Source organism: Paenibacillus sp. GbtcB18, from assembly GCF_019091125.1.
Classification (GTDB): Bacteria; Bacillota; Bacilli; order Paenibacillales; family NBRC-103111; genus Paenibacillus_F; species Paenibacillus_F chitinolyticus.
The window spans coordinates 719,642-742,665 of sequence record NZ_JAGXJX010000002.1; the positions used below are offsets into that span (position 1 = coordinate 719,642).

The 23,024-nt window shown below is 55.3% G+C and carries 20 protein-coding genes; 4 read left to right on the forward strand and 16 right to left on the reverse strand.

Annotated elements, in window-relative coordinates; translation table 11 throughout:
* Positions 1–37: 37 nt before the first annotated feature.
* The 3 genes from KVT34_RS08535 to KVT34_RS08545 all read right to left on the reverse strand — a co-directional run bounded on the left by KVT34_RS08535 (position 38) and on the right by KVT34_RS08545 (position 3,004).
* Positions 38–211 carry a hypothetical protein gene (locus KVT34_RS08535; RefSeq protein WP_217558155.1) on the reverse strand — a complete coding sequence of 58 codons (174 nt, stop codon included), beginning with the start codon at positions 209–211 and terminating at the stop codon, positions 38–40.
* A 135-nt stretch (positions 212–346) separates the two neighbouring features.
* On the reverse strand, positions 347–790 hold the full coding sequence (dtd, locus tag KVT34_RS08540; protein WP_042230397.1) for a D-aminoacyl-tRNA deacylase: 444 nt from the start codon (positions 788–790) through the stop codon (positions 347–349).
* A 27-nt stretch (positions 791–817) separates the two neighbouring features.
* On the reverse strand, positions 818–3,004 hold the full coding sequence (locus tag KVT34_RS08545) for a RelA/SpoT family protein (protein WP_217558156.1): 2,187 nt from the start codon (positions 3,002–3,004) through the stop codon (positions 818–820).
* A 236-nt stretch (positions 3,005–3,240) separates the two neighbouring features.
* On the opposite strand from KVT34_RS08545, the gene uraA reads away from it, so the two are divergent.
* Positions 3,241–4,497 (forward strand): uracil permease, encoded by a 1,257-nt coding sequence (uraA, locus tag KVT34_RS08550; protein ID WP_217558157.1) that lies wholly within the window; start codon positions 3,241–3,243, stop codon positions 4,495–4,497.
* A gap of 85 nt (positions 4,498–4,582) precedes the next feature.
* On the opposite strand, the gene KVT34_RS08555 is transcribed toward uraA, so the two are convergent.
* The 6 genes from KVT34_RS08555 to KVT34_RS32585 form a co-directional block, all read right to left on the reverse strand.
* The gene (locus tag KVT34_RS08555) at positions 4,583–5,098 is read right to left on the reverse strand and encodes an adenine phosphoribosyltransferase (RefSeq protein WP_217558158.1); all 516 of its coding nucleotides are present in this window, start codon (positions 5,096–5,098) and stop codon (positions 4,583–4,585) included.
* Between the two features lie 14 nt (positions 5,099–5,112).
* The gene (gene recJ, locus KVT34_RS08560; RefSeq protein WP_217558159.1) at positions 5,113–7,569 is read right to left on the reverse strand and encodes a single-stranded-DNA-specific exonuclease RecJ; all 2,457 of its coding nucleotides are present in this window, start codon (positions 7,567–7,569) and stop codon (positions 5,113–5,115) included.
* Positions 7,570–7,612: 43 nt separating this feature from the next.
* Positions 7,613–8,566: a cation diffusion facilitator family transporter gene (locus KVT34_RS08565; RefSeq protein WP_217558160.1), complete on the reverse strand. Its 954-nt coding sequence runs from the start codon at positions 8,564–8,566 to the stop codon at positions 7,613–7,615.
* Between the two features lie 91 nt (positions 8,567–8,657).
* A complete protein-coding gene (gene secF / locus KVT34_RS08570) occupies positions 8,658–9,578 on the reverse strand; it encodes a protein translocase subunit SecF (protein ID WP_217558162.1) in 921 nt (306 codons plus the stop codon).
* Entirely contained in the window at positions 9,568–10,800 is a 1,233-nt protein-coding gene (gene secD / locus KVT34_RS08575; protein WP_217558163.1) for a protein translocase subunit SecD, read from the reverse strand. Before secD ends, secF begins: the two co-directional genes overlap by 11 nt.
* Before the next feature lie 112 nt (positions 10,801–10,912).
* Complete coding sequence (locus KVT34_RS32585; protein WP_217558164.1) at positions 10,913–11,614, reverse strand: post-transcriptional regulator; 702 nt, start codon at positions 11,612–11,614, stop codon at positions 10,913–10,915.
* Between the two features lie 181 nt (positions 11,615–11,795).
* Between KVT34_RS32585 and spoVB the strand changes: the two genes are divergently transcribed.
* Positions 11,796–13,367 (forward strand): stage V sporulation protein B, encoded by a 1,572-nt coding sequence (gene spoVB, locus KVT34_RS08585; protein ID WP_217558165.1) that lies wholly within the window; start codon positions 11,796–11,798, stop codon positions 13,365–13,367.
* 65 nt (positions 13,368–13,432) lie between these two features.
* Here spoVB and KVT34_RS08590 read toward each other — a convergent pair whose 3' ends face one another.
* Entirely contained in the window at positions 13,433–14,122 is a 690-nt protein-coding gene (locus tag KVT34_RS08590; protein WP_042230414.1) for a DUF421 domain-containing protein, read from the reverse strand.
* Positions 14,123–14,205: 83 nt separating this feature from the next.
* Positions 14,206–15,525: an SLC13 family permease gene (locus KVT34_RS08595; RefSeq protein WP_217558166.1), complete on the reverse strand. Its 1,320-nt coding sequence runs from the start codon at positions 15,523–15,525 to the stop codon at positions 14,206–14,208.
* A gap of 119 nt (positions 15,526–15,644) precedes the next feature.
* Here KVT34_RS08595 and KVT34_RS08600 point away from each other — a divergent pair, with 119 nt between their 5' ends.
* Both KVT34_RS08600 and KVT34_RS08605 read left to right on the forward strand, forming a co-directional pair.
* Positions 15,645–16,037 (forward strand): TIGR04086 family membrane protein, encoded by a 393-nt coding sequence (locus KVT34_RS08600; RefSeq protein WP_217558167.1) that lies wholly within the window; start codon positions 15,645–15,647, stop codon positions 16,035–16,037.
* A gap of 93 nt (positions 16,038–16,130) precedes the next feature.
* Positions 16,131–16,976, forward strand: coding sequence for a phosphatase PAP2 family protein (locus KVT34_RS08605; RefSeq protein WP_217558168.1), 846 nt, complete (start codon positions 16,131–16,133; stop codon positions 16,974–16,976).
* A 92-nt stretch (positions 16,977–17,068) separates the two neighbouring features.
* Here the strand turns inward: KVT34_RS08605 and yajC are convergent, their stop codons facing one another.
* The 5 genes from yajC to ruvB form a co-directional block, all read right to left on the reverse strand.
* A complete protein-coding gene (gene yajC / locus KVT34_RS08610) occupies positions 17,069–17,389 on the reverse strand; it encodes a preprotein translocase subunit YajC (protein WP_217558169.1) in 321 nt (106 codons plus the stop codon).
* Between the two features lie 19 nt (positions 17,390–17,408).
* Positions 17,409–18,545: a tRNA guanosine(34) transglycosylase Tgt gene (gene tgt, locus KVT34_RS08615; protein ID WP_217558170.1), complete on the reverse strand. Its 1,137-nt coding sequence runs from the start codon at positions 18,543–18,545 to the stop codon at positions 17,409–17,411.
* Positions 18,546–18,565: 20 nt separating this feature from the next.
* Positions 18,566–19,687: a tRNA preQ1(34) S-adenosylmethionine ribosyltransferase-isomerase QueA gene (queA, locus tag KVT34_RS08620; RefSeq protein WP_217558172.1), complete on the reverse strand. Its 1,122-nt coding sequence runs from the start codon at positions 19,685–19,687 to the stop codon at positions 18,566–18,568.
* 9 nt (positions 19,688–19,696) lie between these two features.
* Positions 19,697–21,769 carry a SpoIID/LytB domain-containing protein gene (locus KVT34_RS08625; protein WP_217558173.1) on the reverse strand — a complete coding sequence of 691 codons (2,073 nt, stop codon included), beginning with the start codon at positions 21,767–21,769 and terminating at the stop codon, positions 19,697–19,699.
* Positions 21,770–22,015: 246 nt separating this feature from the next.
* On the reverse strand, positions 22,016–23,023 hold the full coding sequence (ruvB, locus tag KVT34_RS08630) for a Holliday junction branch migration DNA helicase RuvB (protein WP_217558174.1): 1,008 nt from the start codon (positions 23,021–23,023) through the stop codon (positions 22,016–22,018).
* Position 23,024: the final 1 nt, after the last annotated feature.

Genomic DNA, 23,024 nt, shown 5'->3' on the forward strand with positions numbered 1-23,024 from the left:
AAATGAAAACCGGCCTTCCGCTGGGAGGCCGGTCTCGTTAACGGGGCGGGATTTTAGCCGTCCGTTTGAATCTTCCTTGCGCGGGGGCGATTTCCCCGCTCGCTTCCATCCAGGACTGCTCGGCTCCGGCTCGTATTCTTTCGGAGTAAGCCGAATGAGCGAGCTGGCTCTCGGGCTGGGTCATTTGCTTTTCTTTAAGGGATCGGCGCATGGTGTAGGAAAGCTCCTCTGTCTAATGGCGCGCCGGAGGAAGTTTTTCTCCGATGAGAAGGTTCTCCGGCCGGCGGCTTCGACTTTTAGGCTGTCCAAAGAGCTGCCGCATTATGCCAGTCCGGCACCCGCCCGATTAAGCTTTGCTTTCGAGAATAAGCGTGACCGGTCCCCAGTTGGTGAAGGCGACATCCATCATTTGTCCGAACGCCCCCGTTTCCACATGAAGGCCCTGTTCGCGGAGAAGGCCGTTGAACTTATCGTACAAAGCCTCTGCCTGCTCGGGCCGGGCCGCCCCCATAAAATTCGGCCTTCTGCCTTTCCGGCAGTCCCCGTACAGGGTAAACTGCGAAACGGAAAGCACGCTGCCGCCGATATCCTTCACGGAAAAGTTCATCTTTTCCTGTTCATCCTCGAAAATGCGCAAGCCCGCTATCTTGTCCGCCAAATATTTGGCGTCCTCTTCCGTATCTTCATGGCCCACGCCTACCAGAAGCATCAAGCCCCTGTCGATGCGGCCGACGATTTCCCCGTTTACCGTAACCTGCGCTTCCTTGCTGCGTTGTACCACGACTTTCATGAATTCCACTCTCCTTACCGAAAGAGCCTATTGCATAATCCGCTGAACGGAATATACATCCTCCACTCGCTTGATTTTCTCCACAACGGCATGCAGGTGCTCGATGTTGCGGATCAGGATGGTCATGTGAATCATGGCCATTTTGTTCTTGTCGGAACGGCCGGAAACCGCGGAAATCATCGTTTTGCTTTCCGAAACGACCTGCAGCACTTCATTCAGCAGACCGCGGCGGTCATGCCCCGTGATTTCGATTTCCACGTGGAAATTCGATTCCACGGAATCCGCCCACTCGACCTCGATGACGCGGTTTCCTTCCTCCGTGTTCTCTCCCGGAATGTTCGTACAGTCCGTCCGGTGAACCGACACCCCGCGGCCGCGCGTGATGTAGCCGATAATATCGTCGCCCGGCACCGGGTTGCAGCATCTCGCGAAGCGGATCAGGAGGTTATCCACTCCTTTTACCCTTACGCCGCTGACCGGTCTGCTTTTCTTCTCGGCGGGAGCCGCCTTGACTTCCTTGACCTCGTTGGTCAATTCCATCGCTTGGGCTTCTTCCGCTTCCTTCTCTTTGCGGAGCTTCTCCGTAAGCTTCGTACAGATCTGAGCTGCGGTGATCCCCCCGAAACCGATAGCCGACATCATGTCCTCGATATCGTTAAAAGCGAACTTCTTCGCCGCTTCCATCAGCTTCTCGTCGGTCATAAGCGCCTGCGGATCGAAAGCCAGCCGTTTCAGCTCGCGTTCGATGGCTTCGCGGCCTTTGGCCACGTTCTCCTCGCGCTTCTCTTTCTTGAACCACTGCTTGATTTTGCTGCGCGCGTGGGAGGATTGAGCGATTTTCACCCAATCCTGACTCGGTCCGTAAGAATGCTTCGATGTCAAAATTTCGACGATATCGCCCGTTTTGAGCTTATGGTCCAGCGGCACGATCCGGCCGTTGATTTTGGCTCCGATGGTGCGGTTGCCGACTTCGGTATGAATGCGGTACGCAAAATCAAGCGGGACCGCGCCCGCCGGAAGCTCGATAACCTCCCCTTTGGGAGTAAACACAAAAACAAGATCGGTAAAGAAATCCATCTTCATGGATTCCATAAATTCCGACGCGTTGTCTGTTTCTTTCTGCAGCTCGAGAATTTCACGGAACCACTGCATTTTGTCACTGAACGTTCCCTCGGGGGAGCCGTTGCCTTCTTTGTAGGCCCAGTGGGCCGCGATTCCGTATTCGGCGGTCTGGTGCATCTCCCAAGTCCGGATCTGGACTTCGAGCGGCTCGCCCTTCGGGCCGATGACCGTCGTATGGAGCGACTGGTACATGTTCGGCTTCGGCATGGCGATATAGTCTTTAAAACGTCCCGGCATCGGCTTCCACAGCGTGTGGATAATCCCGAGCGCGGCGTAGCAATCCTTAATATTGTCAACGATGACGCGCAGGGCCATCAGATCGTAGATCTCGTTAAACTGCTTGTTGCGCGAAGACATTTTTTTGTGAATGGAATAAATGTGCTTGGGTCTGCCGGAAATATCGCCTTCGATCCCCATTTCGCGGAGCTTGTCCTGGATATTCCGGATGACGTCCTCGATATACTTCTCCCGTTCCGTCCGCTTCTTCTGCATAAGATTGACGATGCGGTAATACTGCTGCGGGTTCAGATAACGGAGCGCGATATCTTCCATTTCCCATTTGATGGCGGAAATACCGAGCCGGTGGGCGATCGGACAGAAGATTTCGAGCGTCTCGTCGGCGATCCGCCGCTGGCTCTCTTCGGACTGATACTTAAGGGTCCGCATATTATGCAGCCGGTCGGCCAGTTTAATAAGAATGACGCGGATATCCTGCGCCATCGCCACGAACATTTTGCGGTAGTTCTCGTTCTGCTGCTCTTCTTTGGTTTTAAACTTGATCCGCTCCAGCTTGGTCAAACCGTCTACCAGCATGGCGCAGGTTCTGCCGAATTTATCTTGGACGGCCTCGAGCGAAACCGTAGTGTCTTCCACGACGTCGTGAAGCAGAGCCGCAATGATGGACGTCACGTCCATCTGCATGTCGACCAGAATGTCGGCAACGGCCAGAGGATGTAAAATATAAGGCTCTCCGGATTTGCGCACTTGCCCGTGATGGGCTTGTTCCGCGAACTCGTACGCCTCTCTGATTCGGTTGAGTTCTGTCTCTTTAAAGTACTGTGCCGCCTTTTCCAGCAACTGCTCTATTCCCATGAATAAACCCTTTCTACGAAACATGGATATTTCTATTCATTATGCCTAAATTGTGCGCCTTGCGTCAACTGTCAAGCCCGCTCAAAACAAGAAAATTCGGGAAATGACGACCTTTTTCCTCAAATTCTCTGTCCGGTCCGAAAAAAGCTATAGACGAATCCCGAAAATCTGCTAAACTTGTCGATGGAACTCTAGCTATCATCGCTTAAACGCGATAAAGGAGGAAATGTTCGGACATGAGTAACCGTACCATCGGGGTTGATGAACGGCCATCCCTGGGCAAAACAATTCCGCTCAGCCTGCAGCATTTGTTCGCCATGTTTGGCTCCACTGTTCTAGTACCCGCGCTCTTTCATGTAAATCCGGCCATCGTGCTGCTGATGAACGGGATCGGAACTTTGCTCTACATCTTTCTGTGTAAAGGAAAAATTCCGGCTTATCTGGGCTCCAGCTTCGCCTTTATTTCGCCGGTGCTGTACGTGCTTAGCACAAATAGCTACAATTCAGCGCTCGGCGGCTTCATCATCGTCGGAATCGTCTTCGTGCTTGTCGCTCTGCTGGTCAAACTTGTCGGGACGAAATGGATCGATGTCGTCTTCCCGCCGGCCGCCATGGGTGCCATCATTGCCGTTATCGGGCTTGAGCTGGCGCCGACGGCCGCGGGCATGGCCGGATTTCTTCCGAAGGACGGCGCTCCCCTCGACGGCAAAGCGCTGCTCGTCTCCATCGTAACTTTGCTGATCGCCCTGCTGGGCAACGTGCTGTTCCGCGGCTTTATGAAAATCATTCCGATTCTCGTCTCGATTGTAGCCGGCTATGCTCTGGCCGCCTTCGTCGGAATCGTGGACTTCGCCAAGGTTTCGGAAGCGAGCTGGTTCGCTCTGCCGCAGGTATATACACCACAGTTTGATCTGACTTCCGTTCTGATCATTCTGCCGGCGGCCCTTGTCGTGATCGCCGAGCATATCGGCCATCTCGTCGTAACCGGCAACATCGTGGGCAAGGACTTGTCCAAAGATCCCGGACTGGACCGCTCGCTGCTCGGCAACGGGATCTCTACTATCCTGTCCGGTTTCGTCGGTTCTACACCAAATACGACCTATGGCGAAAACATCGGCGTACTTGCCCTGACCCGTGTATACTCTACCTGGGTTATCGGCGGTGCGGCCTGCTTTGCCATCGTGCTCTCCTTCTCCGGGAAGCTTGCCGCACTGATCATGACCATCCCGACTCCGGTGATGGGCGGCGTTTCGCTCCTGCTCTTCGGAGTTATCGGCGCATCGGGTATCCGAATGCTGGTCGAAAGCAAAGTCGATTATTCCAAGGCGACTAATCTGATTTTGACTTCCATCGTGCTTATTATCGGCCTCAGCGGCGCGGCCCTCAAAATCGATTCCTTCGAGCTGAAAGGCATGGCGCTGGCGACCGTATCGGCTATCGTGCTCAGTCTTTTCTTCAAACTGGTCGAGGTGTTGAAGCTTTCGAACGACTAGTGCATCTGCGTTAAAGAAATTGTCCTTTATAAAAAGCCTGTTCTCCGCAAAGGAGAACAGGCTTTTTTGTATCCGCAACTTAATCTTAATACTGGATCAACGTGAAAACATCTTTGCCAGCAGGCAGCTGCTCGCGGCCGTTCAAATAAGTCAGCTCAATCAGGAATGCCGAACCCACGACTTCTCCGCCCAGTTGTTCGATCAGATTGACGCAAGTTTTGATGGTGCCGCCGGTTGCGAGCAGATCGTCGGCAATCAGTACGCGCTGGCCCGGTTTGATCGCATTGTCATGCACCGCCAGTTTGTCTTTGCCGTACTCCAGGGAGTAGTCCGCTTCAATGGTTTTGCCCGGCAGCTTGCCGCTCTTGCGGATCGGCACGAAACCTACTCCGAGCGCATAGGCAAGGGGAGCGCCCACGACGAACCCGCGTGCTTCCGGACCTGCGATCAGGTCGATTTCTTTGTCTTTGACGAAACGGGCGATCTCGTCGATCGCTTCTTTGTATACAGCCCCATTTTGCAGCAGGGTCGTAATGTCTTTAAAACGGATGCCCGGCTGCGGGAAATCTTCGATGACGCGGATATACTCTTTGAAATTCATGGGGATTCCTCCATTTATGTGGGTTGCGCGGACGACAATTGCTGCGGTGAACGACAGCCTGCAATCCAGTCGCTTAATTCTTTGGCGGACGTATACACGCAGACGCGGTCGACTTCCGCGCGGGACAGACGTTCCTGGTACTTCCTCGAAGTCGTCAAGTCACGCTTGGACGGAGCGGCTACCGGGCGGACGACGCCTCCGGCTTTCTCGATAAAGCCCAGCTCCTCGAATACGTCGAGGACGAAAGAGATCATCGACGCCGACAAGCCTGACCGGCGGCTGAACGATTGCAGCAGGGCGGGATTGCGCAAATCCCACATGCCCTGCTGCCTGACGGACGCGTAGACCGCTTTGAACTGGTCACGCGTAGGCATCGCGCCGCCATCCTGCGGCGCGGGATCGGCGAAGACGGCATAGCACCGGCGTATGCCGTCCGCCTGGGCGAGCGCCCGCTCCAGCTGCGGGAGCGAGCGCGGAGCCGTGCAGAGGACAATGTCGGTCATCTCCGGGAACTTCAGTTCCCGGGCCGCTTCATTGTCCGCTGCCAGGCTCCCGTCCGGCAGGCACCGCCACACGGGGCCTGCCGGACGCCCGCCGGGCGCCCGGTCCTCTTCGCCGAAGAGGACAAGGGCCGGCGGCCGGGCGGAGCCGCGCCCCGGAAGGGCGGCGAGCCGCTCGCCGAGCGCGGCCAGCTCTTCGACGACGCGCGCGGCGGGTTTGCCTCTCCAGTCGAAGACCTGGAGAGCCGGGATGCGCAAGTCCTGCAGCATGAGCTGCGGCTTGCGCACGCCGTTCCACTCATTGACGGAGAGCTCTCCGACAATGTCAACGGGCGCCTGCGGCGTCATCAGGCTGCCGAGCCAGCCTTTGCCGAAGCCTACGGCCTCGACTCCGGCGGCGATCTCGGCGGCGGCATCCGTGAGAACCAACTTGAGATGCTGGCGCTCACGGCCCATCAGCCTGATTTCATCGAGGCGGAGGCCGCTGAACAAAATCTTCGGCGCCGGATTGCCTACTCCGAACGGAGCCAGCTTCTCCAGCTCCTCGATGCATTCGAGGGGAACTTCGCTGAGGCTGCATTCCGCATCGACGGCGAGCAGCGGGATAAAATCTTCCGCGCTGAGCCATTCGCCGGCAAGCACATTCAGCCTCCGTTCAAACTCGGCGATGTTCTCCCTGCGAAGCGACATGCCCGCAGCGGCCTGATGCCCGCCGTAATGATCCAACAGATCGGCGCAGTGCGTCAGCGCCTGATACATATCGAAGCCCGCGATGGATCGGGCGGAGCCTTTGGCCATCCCCGTGTCGGGATCTATGCTGAGCACGATGGTCGGACGGTAATAAGTGTCGACCAGACGCGAAGCAACGATACCGACGACGCCGACATTCCAGGTTTCGCCGGACACGACGATAAAGTTTCTGGGCGTTTCTCCCCGCTTCAAAGCCCCGTCCTGTTCTTCTTGCACGGCAGCCTTAGCCAGTCCCGTCAGCTCGTCTACAATGAACTGGCGTTCTTTGTTCAGCAGATCGAGCTCTTCCGCGATCGATACCGCTTCGGCTTCGTCTTCTGTCACCAGAAGTTTGAGTGCAGTCGAGGCGTGTTCCAGCCTTCCGCTGGCATTGATCCGGGGCGCGAGACTGAAACCGATATGCGTGGCATTCACTGCGCTCCGGTCGACACCGGAGACGTCCATCAAGGCACGCAGTCCGGGATAAGCCGACTTTCTCATTCTTTCCAGTCCGAGCTTAACGATAAGCCGGTTCTCGTCGTGCAGCGGCATTAAATCCGCTACCGTACCGATGGCGGCAATCTCCAGCAGTTCTTCGGGCAGACGTCCCAGCAGTCCCTGGGCCAGCTTTAAAGCGACCCCAACACCTGCAAGCCCCTTAAACGGATAGGGGCAGGTTTCTTGCTTGGGATTGATCAGGGCAAGCGGCTGTGGCAGCGTACCGGGCGGTTCATGATGATCCGTCACGATGACGTCCATGCCAAGCTCCTGAATATAAGCGACTTCCTCTACCGCACTTACACCGGTATCGACCGTGATAATCAGCGATACTCCTTGCTCTTTAGCGAGATCAACGGCCCCTTTATTCAAACCGTACCCTTCTTTGACCCGATGCGGAATGTAGGTGTCGAAATTGGCGCCCAAACCTCGGAGCAGGTGAGCCATAAGCGCCGTTGAGCTGACCCCGTCCGCATCGTAGTCGCCGTAGACACGAATTTTTTCTCCGCCGCTAAGGGCCGATCGTATCCGGCTGACCGCCGGTTCCATGCCTTCCATCAGGAAAGGGTCGTGAAAATGACCGCTTCCTCCGCTGAGAAACTGTTCGGCTTCGGGAACGCTGCTAACTCCGCGCAGCACAAGCAGCCTGGCGAGCAGCGGATCGATCCCGAGAGCATCGCAAAGCTGCCCGGCAACGGCCTCGTCTCCAGCGCCCAACCGCCATCTTGCTTTGGATTCCAGCACGTTGTTCCTCCTAAACTTGCATATTCATTTCTTAGCTCATTCGTTAATGAAGCATCTGCGCACTGTCATTTGCAGCGGCATCTATACCGTGTTTGTAAGGATAACCCGAATCGTATGGGAATACGTGAATCGTGACATCCGAAAGGTGTATAAATTTTTTCATGAGCTGGTACTTGACCGTTCTTGCAATCTCGTTGCCTTCCAGAACGGAAATGCGCGGATTCACGCTGATCCTAAGCTCCACAATGACATAATGTCCGTGTTCCCGGGCCCGGAGATCCTCTACGGAAATGACGCCCTTTACGCCTTGTACGGCGTCGATCATATCCCGCGCATCTTCCTGATGCAGGGCGCGGTCCATCGTTTTCTGCAGCGCGTCGGTAATAACCCCGTAACTGTTTTTAACGATAAGAAGGGTGACGGCGATGGCCGCTGCCGGGTCCAAGTAGTACATAAACCACCAGCCCATTTTTTCACCGATCAGAGCGCCTCCTACCCCGGCCAGTGCCATAATCGAGGAATACACGCCGGAACGGTGTTCCCAGGTGCCGGTCACGAGATCCCGTGAGCCTAGCTTTTTCCCGACCCAGTAATTGTACCGGAACATGACTTCTTTGCAAACAAGAGAAGCGATAACGGCAATAAGCGCATAGCTCTCGGGTGCGTTACGTACGCCGGAAACCATGTCCTTCACCGAGTTCATACTGATTTCCACGGAAATGATCGTCATAATGACCGCAATTAGAATCGCGGCAATGGATTCCGCTTTGTCACGACCGTAGGAGCGGCCATGGTCGACGGGAGTTCCCGGCGCTTTCAGACTCCGCAGCGAAGCGAATGAACCCGCTGTATCCGAAGCGGAATGCACGGCGTCCGCCAAGAGGCTCCGGCTTCCCGCCATCACGCCGACCACACCTTTAAGAACCGTAAGACCGATGTTGCCACCTATTCCAATCCACGCGGCGACTTCGGCTTTCTGAAATCGTTCGTCTGACATGTCGACTCTCCTAATGAATAGTTTGCTGGGTGACGCTTCTATCTCATGTCAAGGAAAAGCCGCGGGAACAAGGATTCACGCGGCAGTGAGCTTATTCTTTTGCGGCTGCGGCCGGAGCGGCTTTGCGCTTGTTGCCGAGCGAGTTTCTTTTGAGCAGGTACCACAGCGGGCTCGCGATACAGATGGAAGAGTATGCGCCGCTTGTCAGACCGATGATTTTCGCCAGGGCGAATAATTTAATAGATTCGCTGCCGAAAATAAAGAGGCAGACAGCCGCGATCAATACGGTAAGAACCGTGTTGATGTTCCGAGCCATCGTTTGCCATGTGCTGTCGTGAACAAGCTTCTCCAGGTCTTCCGGAGTTTTCATCTTGGCGAAACGAAGGTTTTCACGAATCCGGTCGAAGATAACGATCTTGTCGTTGATCGAGTAACCGACGGTAGTCAGTACGGCGGCTACGAACGGCAAGTCAACCTCGAAACGGAAGATGGCAAACATCGCGACAACGATAAACGCATCGTGAAGAATGGAAATAATGGCGGCTAACGCGAATCTCCATTCAAACCGGATGCTTACATAAATGCTGATCGCCACACTTGCGATGAGAATACCGATGATCGCTTTAATGGCAAGTTCCTTAGCAATGTCGGGCGATACGGTGTTCACTTCCATGGACACCTTATCTTTATAAGGGGCTTCGAAAGCCGCCTTAATTTTATCGACCTGTTCTTTGCCCAGAATTTCATCGAAACGGGTGGAAACGCGGTCGCCGTTGGCTCCGCCGATCGTAACGGTCTGATCAAAGCCCGCGCCTTTGTAAATCTCCTGCGCCTTCTCTTTGGTAATCGCTTGTCCTACCGAAACGTCGATGGAAGTACCCGCTTTAAAGTCGACGCCGTAGTTCATTTGGAACAGCAAGAGCGTTACGATACCGGCCAGTATGAGTATACCGGAAATTGCGAAGAAAACATTCCGGTGTTTGACAAAGTTGAATTTGTTACTATAGTTCACGGATGTCCGCCTCCTTCACGCCAAAATAACCGGGCTTTTTAAACACATTGCCCTTAATGAGCAGGTGAATGAGGAATCTCGAGAAGAACACGTTCGTCAAGATACTCACGACAATACTGAGCATCGTGGTCAAAGCAAAGCCTTTGATAGCCCCGTTGCCGATATAGTAGAGGACAAGGCTGGAAATGATATTGGTGATATTCGCGTCCATAATCGTACGGAAAGATGCTTTGGAACCCGCTTTAAGCGAAGAAGGAATGCTCTTGCCGCTGCGGATTTCTTCTTTGATCCGTTCGTACGTAATAATGTTGGCGTCGACCGCCATCCCGATCCCGAGCACGAGTGCCGCAATCCCCGGAAGGGTCAGTGTCGCGTTGATCCAATCAAACAGCACGAGAAGCAGCCAAGTGTACGTGATAAGCGTAAAGGCCGCAATAATGCCGGGCAGACGGTAAAGGAGAATCATAAAGACCAGAATGATAACGGATGCGATAATCCCCGCGCGGATCGTTTGTTCTAGAGACATTTGTCCGAGGGAAGCGCCGACTACCTGCGTGTATTTCTCCGTCAATTTCAGAGGGAGGGCGCCGAGGTTGATCGTATCGGCCAGCTTTTGCGCTTCCTCGAAAGTGAAGCTGCCTTCGATAACAGCAGAGTCACTATCAATTGGAGTTTTAACCATCGGAGCGGAAAGCATAGTATCATCCAGATAAATAGCTAGTGGATTGCCCACCATTTTTGTAGTAACTTCTTTAAACTTGCTGCGTTCTTTCATTTTGATCTGTACAACCGGACGATTCGTAGAATCGTAACCGACCGAGGCTCCGCCTTCGACAAAATCCGTACCGATCAGCATATTGTTGCCTTGCGGATCACGAAATGTGAGAACAGACGGTTTGCCGATTTGCTTGCGCACTTCATCTTCGTTCTGGACGCCCGCCAGACGCACACGGATACGATTTTCGCCTTCGGCGAGAACTTCCGGCTCCGCTACGCCGAGCTTGTCCGCGCGCTGCGCGATGCTTTCCGCGGCTTTCTTCAAAGTTGCGGGGGTTACTTTCTGACCGGCCGTAAACGGCTCAGCCACGTAGAGGATCTCAAACCCTCCTTTTAAATCCAAACCGAGCTTGATCTTGCCAAGAAGCCCGGGACTCGTCGTTGCGATCACGGCCAGCGTGACAATGACGGTTATGAAAAACGCCGAGATCCGTTTTACATTCATTCCTTGATAATCTCCCTTCCCAACTCAATATTCCTATTATACCCACACGCGAAAAACGAGTCAATTTGACGTTTTTTACCACTCCAAACAAAAAAAGGCCCCGAAAAGCCGATCAGGACCTTCGATACATGCTTAACGTCAAATAATTCATAAACTGATTAGGTTTAAGCGACAAAATATCGTTGACAACCTGGTGAAGAGGCGGCAAACCTTTCTTCTTGTACCTGTCGTTGATGCACTCCCAGATTTCTTCTCCCGTGACATGTTCGTAACCGATCATCTGGAACTCCTCCGCTTTGCTCAGGCATAAGCCTTCGATCATCTCGTTGAGTTCCCGGTCGTTCAAGCGCTCGGGCTCTGATTCCTCCTCCATAGTGCCTTGGGCAGCCCCGGTATTAAATTCCCCTTCGACCGCCATGTCGAATGCCGGCTCCGCTTCCACTTCAAACGAATCGGCAGGATCGATCACGACCGCTTGCACGGGTTCGGCAGCAGCAGCCGTTTCGTCCATGGAGCCGATCTCCACAACCGTTGGCGTTTCTGGCGCTCCGCCTGTTTCGACTTCACGGCCGGATTCTTGCATCAATCCACCTCTTTCCGGCCATCCGTCCGGAACATCCGCATCTTTCTCTTCTTCCGTCTCTTCGGGTTCCAGCATCGTTTCCAGGGACTCCGCTTCGGCCAGCGCTTCCGCTTCAAGAAGTCCTTCCGGCAATAGCGGGGCTTCCGTTTGCTCTTTGGCGTCTTCCGGGGCCTCGGATTGCTCCGCTGCCGCGGCTGATGCCGTCTCCAATTTGTCCGTTTCCGAATTCACATTATTCCCCCCTTAGCTGCTGTAACGGCAACGTACACGTTCTGCTTCATATCTGCTATATTCGCTTACAAAAACAGGTTTTCCTGCATGGCCGGTCCCGTATCCCCAAAAAGTTTGGCATGAGCTTGGCCATTGCCCGCATATCCTCTAGTAGAACCCGTTACGGAAGAGGGAGTGAACGTTGACCAAGCAGTCTTTTCTAAAAGGGACGATGATTTTACTGGCGGCAGGCATCGTAAACCGGATCCTCGGTTTCATCCCGCGGATCACGCTTCCCCGGGTAATCGGCGCCGAAGGCGTCGGCCTCTACCAGATGGGCTGGCCGTTCCTGATCGTTATTCTTACGATTGTAACGGGAGGCATTCCCCTCGCCGTATCCAAACTCGTGGCGGAGGCGGAAGCCGAGCGCAACTACCGCCGTTCGGCGCGCATTCTTAAGCTCGCCCTCACGCTTTCCGTGAGCATATCGGGGATCTTTACCGCAGTCTGCATACTGGGGGCGCGCTGGATAACTTCCCATCTGCTGACGGACGAGCGCGTCTATTTTACTTTTCTCAGCATGAGCCCGATTATACCGATTATCGCCGTATCCTCGGTTCTCCGTGGCTATTTTCAGGGAAAGCAAGACATGATCCCTACGGCCACCTCCCAGACCATAGAGACGCTGGTGCGCATCGTCATGGTGCTTCTCTGCTCCTTCGCCCTGCTCCCCTACGGGGTTTCATGGGCGGCCGCCGGCGCCATGATCGGGGTCACCATCGGTGAAATCGCGGGTATGCTCGTCCTTCTCATCCATTACAAGCTGCAGCGCAAGAAAAACATGCCCGTGAACAAGGCGCAGATCGGCACAAGCGCCGCGCACGGCCGGATGACCCAACTGCGCCGTCTGCTGACGCTTTCGCTGCCGATTACGGCCAGCCGCCTCGTGGGGGCGGGCTCCTACCTGCTCGAATCCATTCTCATCGCGCACAGTCTTGCGGCCGCCGGTATCGCAACCGCACTCGCCACGGCGCAGTACGGCGCCCTTCAAGGGATGATCATTCCGATCATCCTGCTGCCGAGCGCCTTGACTTCCTCGCTTTCGGTTTCGCTCGTTCCGTCGCTCAGCGAGGCCGCGGCGCGCAAAGATCTGAAGACCATCCACAAACGCATGCATCAGTCGCTTCGCCTGGCGCTTGTTACGGGCGCTCCCTTCGCCGTCATCATGTATGTGCTGGCCGACCCTCTTTGTCTGCTAATGTACGGGCAGAAGGATATCGCAGTCATGCTTAAAATGCTGGCGCCGGTCGCGATTTTCATCTACCTGCAGGCTCCTCTCCAGGCCGCGCTGCAGGCGTTGGACAAACCCGGCAGCGCGCTCATCAACACGCTGATCGGCTCCCTCGTCAAGCTTCTGCTGATCGTATGGCTCGCGAGCAAGCCCGAATTCGGTATACTTGGCGCCGTTATGGCCAGCTGCGTGAACGTTGTGCTGGTCACCTTCCTTCACGGGCTGAGCGTGCTGCGGCATCTGAAGTTTACCCTGCGCGGCAGCGATGTGGCCAAAGTGTCGGTCGCCATGGGCATCGCCTCCTTATGCTGCTACGCCGTTTACCGGTCCATCGGCACCATGCCCGCCGGTATGAGTTTCCTCCTTGCCTCGGCTGCCGCCTTAACGGCTTATCTGGCGGCCGTAACGGTACTCAAAATCATTAACAGATCGGACTTGTCCCGATTGCTGACACTCGGGCGGAAAATCATTCGCAAACCTTGATCCGTCCGCCGCATACAGAAAAGCCGGTACGCACAGATTTTTGTGCAGTCCGGCTTTTTCAACGTTTAAACCCGGTCCTTCTTATCCACGTACAAATACCCGCGGTGATCGACGGAACAGAAGAAAACTTCCTTGAAGTCAGATATCCCCTTCTTCTTAAGCTCGCTCTTAAGCCAGAAACGGGTCTGGCCCACTTTTTGCAGATTATCTTCCTGGACTTTGCCGTCCATGACCAAGGCTACAGGCAGCCCCGCATAACGGATGCGCCCGCTCTCGATCGGCCCCATTTCGGGCTTACGGCTGGGATGATATTTTTCCACCACACTCAGCTTGCCGGAAGGCTCCAGGATGGCGAATTCGACATCGGCCACGTTCATAACCTTATGCTGCCGGAGCTGCATCATCAAATCATCGAGGTTGTAGCGCTGTTTGCGCATTTCTTCGCGGTTCAGCTTCCCGTGTTCGATCAAGACGCTGGGACGGCCTTCGAATAACGTGCGGAAACGCTGGCTTTTGAGCGTAATGAATGCCATCAGCAGTTGAATGAGCACGAGCGTAATCATCGGCACCATTCCGTTAGCCATGGGCATGCGTATGTCTTCCAGTACAAATACGGCGATTTCGGCAATCATAATCGATATCACCAGATCGAAGACCGAAAGCTTGCCGATTTCGCGTTTCCCCATAATACGGAGCATGACGAAAACGACAAAATAGATCATAACGGTGCGCAAAAAAATCGTCAGCAGTTCCATGGTATCCTCCTGGACGTTCTGTTCTCGGAGTTTACCTGGTAGTCTGACCGCCCCCCTTTCCCTTCATGCGGCCCGGAGGTCCCTCAATTGTTGCCAAACCAGAATCCGACTAAATACAGGGATGCCAGGGTAAGTGAAAATAGAGCAAACGGCACGCCGATCCGTGCATATTCCCGGAAGCTCATCCCGTTTTTCCGGGAGGCAGCGACTCCAAAGGCCAGAAGACTGGAAAAAGAACTGAAGCTGGTCGCATTGGCGCCTAAGTGGATGCCCGAAAGCAGGACATACCAGAGCCTGCCCGCATGATCCGGAGAAACCGATTGCAATTGTTCACCCACCATTCGAACGACGGGAACGGAAAATGCGGTCCAGGCCGTCCCGTCCGAAAAGGCGGTGCCGGCGGCGGACATCCAGAGGACGGCCAGCACGGCCCGCTGGTCGTCTCCCGAGCTTGCCTTCATCAGCCATTCGGCCGCGACGTCAAGCACGCCTGTCTGGACGAAAGCGCCGGCGATAAGAAGCCAGCCGGCGGTGAGCGCCAGGAGCGGGACAAAGCCGGCCGCGAAACTTTTGAGGCTTTCGCGTCGTTTAATTACCGATTGGAACAATAGGGCCGCTCCCGCTCCGGAAATCCAAATCAAGTCAACACCCGTCAGATCGGCACAAATATATGCCAACAGGATCAAACCAAGGGCGATAGCCGGATTGCGGATATCCCCCTTGTTTCCATTCATGCCCGAAGCCGCGGTTTGGAGTTCCCGGAGCCTTTCCGTGCCTACTTTCAGCTTATCGACATACACCGTCCGAATCATCAGATAAGCGAGAACAAGCAGCACGGCATGGAGAGGGCCCAGCACGAGCCAGACGCCCGTCAGGCCAAGTTCGCCTGCAGTGCCGATCAGCCGAGCCGGCATAGTTCCGGCAACGGAGAGGCCGCTTCCGAGGTTGCAGGCCAGCATCATCCCGATTACGAACGGAGAAGCCGGTATTTTCCAGGCTCTCGTAAAAGCCAGCAGAAGCGGCAGAAGAGCCGCCATGGCGGTTAATGCGTCCAGAAGGGCCGATGCGGCGGCGGCCAGCATCATGGACATGGCCAGCATCTTTTGCGGGTTCGCCGAAGTCAGCCGATAAAATCTTACCGCCGTCAGCTGAATCCATCCCGCTTCTTCGGTTACGGTCGCGATTATTCCCATAGTCAGCGCAAGCGCGAGCGCTCTCCACGGGACGGTCTCTATCACGGCGGCTGGGGGACCCGCAATTCCGGCCGCCATTAAAACAGCTGCTCCCGCCAGCGGAAGCCAGGCGCGGCAGCGGACAAATTTCAGGCCCAAACCTACGGCCAGCAGGGCGACAACTACAGCCGCTGCGGCCTGCCAGCCGGCATTCTGCACAGCTTTATACATCTTGTTCCCGCCCCCCTTTCCCACGGAACCGCGTACAAGCGGAACCTGTACTATTCTTATGAACAGGCCCATAGAATGATGATACCGAAATGTTCTTAAGGGAAAGGGAGGATACTGTCATGATTCCGATTAATAAGGTGAGCCAGGTCCGTCTATCTTCACCATTTCTTTCAGGCCTTCTCTATGCGTTCATTATGCTGGTTGCGGGAACGATAGTAACGTCGCTGATTCTGCTTCTCAGCCGTACGCAAGAATCTTCGCTTTCCACCCTGGCGTATATCACGCACGGGCTTTCCGTTTTTGTAGGAGGCTGGGTTGCGGGTAAACGCGCGGGCCGGAAAGGCTGGTATTACGGCGGCATGCTGGGTATTTTTTATGCGCTGATCGTCTGGATTATCGGCTTCCTTGCGGTTGATACCGCATTCGATCTGAAAACGCTCACTCTGGCCGGATTCGCTTTCGTTGCCGGTGCGCTCGGCGGCATGATCGGCGTTAATTCCAGCAGTAAATAATGGAGAGACCCCTGAAATTGCACACCTACTACTCCGACTATGATATAATATCTTAGTTCTCTTATACCTTTTTGAATTTTAGGGGGAAATACAATGTATCCGTTACAATCCATGACCCACGCAACCGTATATATTGTGATTTCCATCTACGTTCTCCTGTACCTGTCTTTACGGAAAAATCCGTTTTTTGTCGCGGGAGCATTCGTACAGGACTTTTTCACAAAACGGAAGTTTTTCTTTCATTTTGCGGCGGTCATGGCTATTCTCTTTTTCAACAAAGTCGAGCTTTGGATTGAATCCAAAATGCACTACACAGCCGATTTCACGGCAAAAATACACGGGCTGGAAGGAGACTTCGTAGCAGGTTTCCAGCACTTGTTCTATAACAACACCATCACGATGGTTACCAGTATTTTTTATGTGATCGTATTTCCATGCCTGATGATCGTATCGATTCTGATTTATACGTACCAGAAGAAATACCGTCTTTTTTATGCGCTTTGCTATACGGTCATAATCAATTACGTCATTGCCATTCCGTTTTACTTGTTCTTCCCCGTCCAGGAAGTGTGGGCGTTCCATCCCAACGTAAAGCTGCTGATCTTGGAAGTGTTTCCTAAATTCGAAGCGGAATACCGGCCTTTGTCCGGGCTCGACAACTGTTTCCCGAGCCTGCACACCTCCATTTCCGTTTCTATGGCGCTGCTTGCCAGCCGTTCAGGGAACCGGCTTTGGAAATGGTTTTCCCTCCTCAGCTGCGTGGTGATCATCTTCTCGATCTTCTACCTGGGGATCCACTGGCTGACCGACATGTGCGGCGGTGTCCTTCTCGGTATATTCGCGGCCCGTCTGGGCCTAAGCATCAGCGAAGAGCGTCCGTTCTTCAGCAGGATTCTTCTGCCGCAGCGCAGGCTCCAGAAGCAAGAAGTCAGCGAATAATGCTGCAGCAGCTTGCCGATACGTACGTAAAAAAGGCGAGTTCCTTAGACCGGCCGGTCGAGGAACTCGCCTTTTATGTATGTGATTCGCTTTTATTTCTTCTCTTCTGCAACCGCGCTGCTCGTTACAACGGTGTTGACCGCGGAACGGTCGAATGTCATTTTGGTCGCGTCGTTAACGCGCAGAACGACGATGTCGTCGGTAATCTCCAGGATCGTGCCGTGAAGGCCTCCGATCGTCACGATCTTGTCGTTTTTCTTCAAGTTAGCCAGCATCATGTTGCGGGTTTTCGTCCGCTTCTGCTGCGGGCGGATCAGCAGGAAATAAAGAACCAGGAACATCAGAATAAGCGGAATGTACGTCACTAAGCTTCCGTACGGACTTGCATTGGCTGCTGCGGCCAGATTGGACATCGTTAAGATCCTCCTTCAGTTAAAAACCTTTGTCGTTGTCGTGAAGACCATACTTTGTAAAAAACTCGTCCCGGAAATCGCCGAGGCGATCTTCGCGGATGGCTTGTCTGACACCCCTCATCAGTTCAAGCAAGAAATGCAAATTGTGGTACGTGGTCAGCCGGATGCCGAATGTCTCATCGGCCTTGATCAGGTGACGGATATAGGCGCGGCTGTAGTTGGTACATGTGTAGCAGCTGCACTCGGGATCAAGCGGCCCGAGATCATCGGCGTGTTTCGCGTTGCGGATAACAAGACGTCCTGCGCTCGTCATCACGGTGCCGTTGCGGGCAATCCGTGTCGGCAGTACGCAGTCGAACATATCCACGCCGCGGATAGCGCCTTCGATCAGTGCGTCGGGTGAACCCACTCCCATCAGGTAGCGGGGCTTTCCGGTCGGAAGCAGCGGTGTCGTGCACTCCAGCATCTCATACATGAGGTGCTTGGGCTCGCCTACGCTCAATCCTCCAATAGCATACCCCGGGAAATCCATGGAAGTCAACTGCTCCGCGCTCTGCTTGCGCAAATCGGCGTACATGCCGCCCTGCACGATGGCGAACAGTCCCTGGTCGCCCGGACGGGCATGACTCTTCAGGCAGCGCTCCGCCCAGCGGGTCGTACGCTCCAGAGAGTCTTTCACGTACTCGTAAGTCGCCGGATAGGGAGGACATTCGTCGAAGGCCATCATAATATCGGAGCCGAGCGCATTCTGGATTTCCATGGCTTTCTCCGGCGATATAAAGAGTTTGTCCCCGTTCAGGTGGGAACGAAACTGCACGCCTTCTTCCGTGATTTTACGGATATCGCTCAGACTGAATACTTGAAAGCCCCCGCTGTCCGTCAAAATCGGGCGGTCCCAGTTCATAAATTTATGAAGGCCGCCTGCTTTTTTCACAAGTTCATGGCCGGGGCGGAGGAAAAGATGGTAGGTGTTGCTCAAAATAATATGAGCGTCCATCACTTTCAGTTCTTCCGGGCTCATCGTTTTTACCGTCGCCTGGGTGCCTACCGGCATGAAAGCCGGTGTTTCGATCACACCGTGCGGAGTATGTACGCGACCGAGCCTTGCCCCGGTCTGCTTGCAGGTCTTGATGTGTTCATAAGTAACCGCAGCCATAGTTGTCTTCCCTTCTCGATTCAATAAATAAACATCGCGTCGCCGAAACTGAAAAAGCGGTACTTCCGCTCGACGGCTTCACGGTAAGCGTTCAAAATGCTCTCCCGGCCGGCCATCGCGGAAATCAGCATCAGCAGCGTCGATTTAGGCAGGTGAAAATTCGTCAGCATCGCATCGACAAGCTGAAATTCCACGCCCGGATAGATGAAGATGCTGGTCCACCCGCTGCAAGCGCGAATGTACGGCTTGCCGCTGTCCGTGTGGACGGAGCCGCCTTGTTCTTCCGCTGCCGACCGCGACTGGCGGGCCGCGGTTTCCAGCGTTCTCGTCGAGGTCGTGCCGACCGCTACGATGCGGCCGCCTGCGGCGGTCGTCTCGTTGATGAGATCCGCCGTTTCCTGCGGAAGCTCATAGTACTCGGCATGCATCTCGTGCTCTTCCACCTTGTCGGCGGATACGGGACGGAACGTCCCGAGCCCGACGTGAAGAGTCACGAAGGCCAGACGGATGCCCCGGTTTTTCAGCTTGTCGAGAAAATCGCCGGTAAAATGCAACCCGGCGGTCGGAGCGGCAGCGGAACCCGCATGGCGGGCATAGACCGTCTGGTAGCGCTCCTTCTCGGGCAGCTGTTCCTTAATATAAGGAGGCAGCGGCATTTCCCCCAGCTTATCCAGGATCTCGTTAAAAATACCTTCGTAACGGAAGCGGACGGTACGCGCTCCCATCTCCCCTTCGGCTTCGACAACTGCCGAAAGCGGCGCCTGCTTCGGAACGACCGGCGTACCGTCCGCAGCCGTCTCCGGCTGTACACCGAACAGCAGCTCGGTGCCGGTTTTAATCCGCTTGCCGGGACGGGCCAAAGCTTCCCATCGGTCCTCGCCCAGCGGCTTGAGCAGCAGAAGCTCCACTTTGGCCCCCGTGTCCGCCTTCACGCCAAAAAGCCGGGCTGGAATGACTCGCGTGTCATTCATCACGAGCAGATCCCCGGCTTTCAAATAATCGGCCAACTGTTCAAACGTATGATGACCGATGGCGCCCGACTGCTTGTCGAGCGTCATCAGTCTAGACTGCGTCCGTTCCAGGAGCGGAGTCTGGGCAATCAATTCTTCCGGCAAATCGTAATCAAAATCTTGTACGTCCATTTATGTCTCTCATTCCTTAGTCGTCCAAACTCCGGTATAGTAAGTTTGTAAAATTTCGGTGTAGGTTTTCCCCTGCTCCGCCAGACCTCTGGCTCCCCATTGGGACATGCCGAGTCCGTGCCCGTTGCCTGTCCCGCGGATCACGAAGCCGGCCGTGCCCGATGCGACGCTGCGCACCTGGTTGTCCGCCCCCATGACGAACAGGTCGGCCCCCGCTTTTTGCGGTTTGGCCTGGGTTCCCCCGATAACCTGGACAGAACCCGCCGTTTGGGCGGCCGGTTTACCGTCTGCACCAACTATAGTATACCTTCCCGGTTCCTCAATATCAAACAGGGTACTGGGCAGGCCGCCCAAAACATTTCGCAGATCGTTCGGGTATTTGACCTTCACTACTTCCCCGTTTGCTTTCAGTTCGGTAGCGCGTCCCGACGGTCCTCTTTTGCTTACCTCCAGCGACTGGAGCGGTCCGTTCAGCTTTACTCCCGCGCCTGCGAGCAGCTTCTCCATCTGGGCGCGGTCGTACACCCTGAACCAGCTGTAGGAGTTTGACTCCGTTACCTGTTCCAGCAGGGTGACACGCTCCTTGTCCTTAAGCTGGGCAACAGCCGGGGAGCTGGCGCTGTCCGTGCTCGGCAACGTGCGGACATTTACGCCCCCTTGCGTGGATGCGGCTATTTCAAGACCGGCCGCGCTCTTCTCGCCCGTTTTCTTCAGGTAAGTGCCGCTGACATAGCCGGTTTCACCGGAAAGCAATGCAACCCGGTACCAGACTGGCTTGCCTTTAGCCGCTCCCTCGTCGGGGCTGGCTACGCTTTTCAGATAGGGAACCGCATTGCCCCAAATTTCGGAAGCGTCGGCGGTCTGCCCGCCCGAATTGGAAGAGTACAAAGGATCTCCGATAATGCCCGACTTGTCTACCAGCACTTCACCTTTGGTCGCATCGACGGCCTGGCGGACGATTTCGGCTTCGCGGAGCATCCCCCTGTAGGCTTGGTCAGTCGTCGAATCGCTGAGGTGCGCGATGCCGTATTTCATTCCTTTTTTAATCGCAAACGTACGCGCGGCGACCGCCTGCGCTTTCAACGCTTCCAGCGGAAAGCTGCCGTCCATCTCGGAGCTGACCACGGAGTACAAATACTCTTCGAAAGGAAGCTCGTTAACGAGCGCGAATTTGCCGTTGTAGCGGCTGATTTCCATGCTGCCCCGGTAGACCTGATTCGACTTCTCCGCTACTTTGATGCCGGCACCGTTGCCGTCGAACCAAGTTTTCTGCGAGCCTGCTCCCGAGAAATAATGGGGAACTCCCGCTGCGGCGGTCGTAGCGTCCGCCCGCTTGATCAGATACGCCGATGCCGTATCGGCCGGCTGCAGGGCCACGCCCGGCAAAGCCGCTTTGACGGCGGCCAGCCCGGCCTCGTCCGCCTCGCCGCCTACCCATACACTGTACCCGGCTTGTCCCGAAGCATCCGGCGTCAGAACAACGTCGGCGTCCGCTCCCGCCAGTGATACGGCCGCGGCCTGCTTCTCCGCTTCGGCGGCCGTGGCGTACGTGCCGGCAGACCAATGCAGAGGCCCCGACAGAACCGCTTGCGCGGAGCCGGTTGCCTTGACCGCCTTGGCTTTTGCCGTGTTGGCCGTTTCCTTCGCCGCGTAGCTGCCGTAGTATACCTGATACACGTTGGCTCCTTTTTTGGAGCGGCTGATGATGTACGCACGGTCGGAAGGCGAGCTCTGGAGCTTGTCGTAAGCGGCTTTCGCTTCACTCCAGTTCGCCGTCTCCAGCACAAGTACCCCGTAAGCGTCCAGGGAGGTTTTCAGAGTCGCGCCCCCCTCCGCCGCTAGGTTCACAACCCCTGCGGGGGTGCGCACTCCCAGCTTGAAGCCTTTGTCCGATGAGAGGGTAACCACCTGCTCGGGAGTGCGGTAGCTTTCATGTTCGATAAAAAGGCCGACCCGAATCGTATCGAGTTTCGGAACCGCTGCTTGTAGCGGGAGCGCGGCGCTGCCGAACAATCCCGCTGCCAGCACCAGCGCCAGCAAGGCGGCCGTGACCACTTTCCAGCTTATCCGGCTGTTCTTCATAGATGCAAACAATCCTTTCCGTTTGGGGATATGGGTCTGGTAAATGAATCCAACTCTAGTATTCTATCAACTATTAGACGCAGCTTTCAACGATAAGTTGTGAGAATTCCAAATAAGCCCAAGTTGGACTCCCTTCTCTATCCTTTATATCGGCATTAAAAAAGGCCTTTTCAAGTCCCCGAAGCTGCATGAAAGCAGGTATCGGAGACCGGAAAAAGCCCGATTGGAAAAATGGCATAAGATTATTTAAGTATTCTGCTCCGGAATCGGCAGCCCCAAATGGGTGTACGCCTGGTGCGTGACCATCCGTCCGCGGGGAGTCCGCTGCAAAAAGCCGATTTGCAGCAAATAGGGTTCATACACGTCTTCGATCGTCTGGCTTTCCTCGCCGATGGTGGCTGCAATCGTATCGAGTCCGACCGGGCCTCCGCGGAACGAAGTAATGATCGCCCTCAGCATTTTGTGGTCGATCTCGTCAAGGCCGAGATCGTCCACCTGAATGTGCCGGAGTGATTCGCGGGCCAGGTCGACGGTAATGATCCCGTCTCCTTTGACCTGGGCGAAATCGCGTACCCGCTTCAGCAGCCGGTTCGCGATACGCGGCGTGCCCCTGGAGCGCATCCCGATTTCACGCGACGCCTCTCCGACGATCTGCACCTGGAGGATGTCGCAGGTGCGGCTGACGATATACGACAGCTCGTCGACGGTGTAGAACTCGAGCCGGCTGATTACGCCGAAACGGTCCCGCAGCGGAGCCGACAGCAGCCCTGCGCGAGTTGTCGCGCCGATCAGCGTGAAGGGCGGCAGATCCAGCCGCACGGAACGCGCGCTCGGCCCCTTGCCGATGATAATATCGAGCGCAAAATCCTCCATCGCCGGATACAGCACTTCCTCCACCGTCCGGTGGAGGCGGTGGATTTCGTCGATGAACAGCACGTCGCCTTCCTGCAGATTCGTCAGAATCGCAGCGAGGTCGCCGGGCCGCTCGATAGCGGGACCGCTCGTCGTGCGGATATTGACGCCAAGCTCGTTGGCGATGATATTCGACAGGGTCGTTTTTCCGAGCCCGGGAGGTCCGTAAAGCAAAACGTGGTCAAGCGCCTCTTTGCGCATTTTGGCCGCTTCAATATAAATCTTGAGATTTTCCTTCGCCTGCGTCTGTCCGATATATTCCGCCAGGTACCGGGGGCGAAGGGAAAATTCCACGATTTCGTCTTCCATCATCAAATTGGCGGATATAATGCGGTCTTCCATC

Coding starts and splice junctions, on each gene's coding strand:
- KVT34_RS08600 (WP_217558167.1), top strand. CDS start 15,645: ATGATTCCGATTAATAAGGTGAGCCAGGTCCGTCTATCTTCACCATTT.
- KVT34_RS08565 (WP_217558160.1), bottom strand. CDS start 8,566: ATGTCAGACGAACGATTTCAGAAAGCCGAAGTCGCCGCGTGGATTGGA.
- KVT34_RS08555 (WP_217558158.1), bottom strand. CDS start 5,098: ATGAATTTCAAAGAGTATATCCGCGTCATCGAAGATTTCCCGCAGCCG.
- KVT34_RS08590 (WP_042230414.1), bottom strand. CDS start 14,122: ATGGAACTGCTGACGATTTTTTTGCGCACCGTTATGATCTATTTTGTC.
- KVT34_RS08595 (WP_217558166.1), bottom strand. CDS start 15,525: ATGTATAAAGCTGTGCAGAATGCCGGCTGGCAGGCCGCAGCGGCTGTA.
- ruvB (WP_217558174.1), bottom strand. CDS start 23,023: ATGGAAGACCGCATTATATCCGCCAATTTGATGATGGAAGACGAAATC.
- yajC (WP_217558169.1), bottom strand. CDS start 17,389: ATGTCCAATCTGGCCGCAGCAGCCAATGCAAGTCCGTACGGAAGCTTA.
- KVT34_RS08545 (WP_217558156.1), bottom strand. CDS start 3,004: ATGGGAATAGAGCAGTTGCTGGAAAAGGCGGCACAGTACTTTAAAGAG.
- secD (WP_217558163.1), bottom strand. CDS start 10,800: ATGAATGTAAAACGGATCTCGGCGTTTTTCATAACCGTCATTGTCACG.
- queA (WP_217558172.1), bottom strand. CDS start 19,687: ATGGACGTACAAGATTTTGATTACGATTTGCCGGAAGAATTGATTGCC.
- KVT34_RS08625 (WP_217558173.1), bottom strand. CDS start 21,769: ATGAAGAACAGCCGGATAAGCTGGAAAGTGGTCACGGCCGCCTTGCTG.
- KVT34_RS08605 (WP_217558168.1), top strand. CDS start 16,131: ATGTATCCGTTACAATCCATGACCCACGCAACCGTATATATTGTGATT.
- KVT34_RS08535 (WP_217558155.1), bottom strand. CDS start 211: ATGCGCCGATCCCTTAAAGAAAAGCAAATGACCCAGCCCGAGAGCCAG.
- dtd (WP_042230397.1), bottom strand. CDS start 790: ATGAAAGTCGTGGTACAACGCAGCAAGGAAGCGCAGGTTACGGTAAAC.
- tgt (WP_217558170.1), bottom strand. CDS start 18,545: ATGGCTGCGGTTACTTATGAACACATCAAGACCTGCAAGCAGACCGGG.
- uraA (WP_217558157.1), top strand. CDS start 3,241: ATGAGTAACCGTACCATCGGGGTTGATGAACGGCCATCCCTGGGCAAA.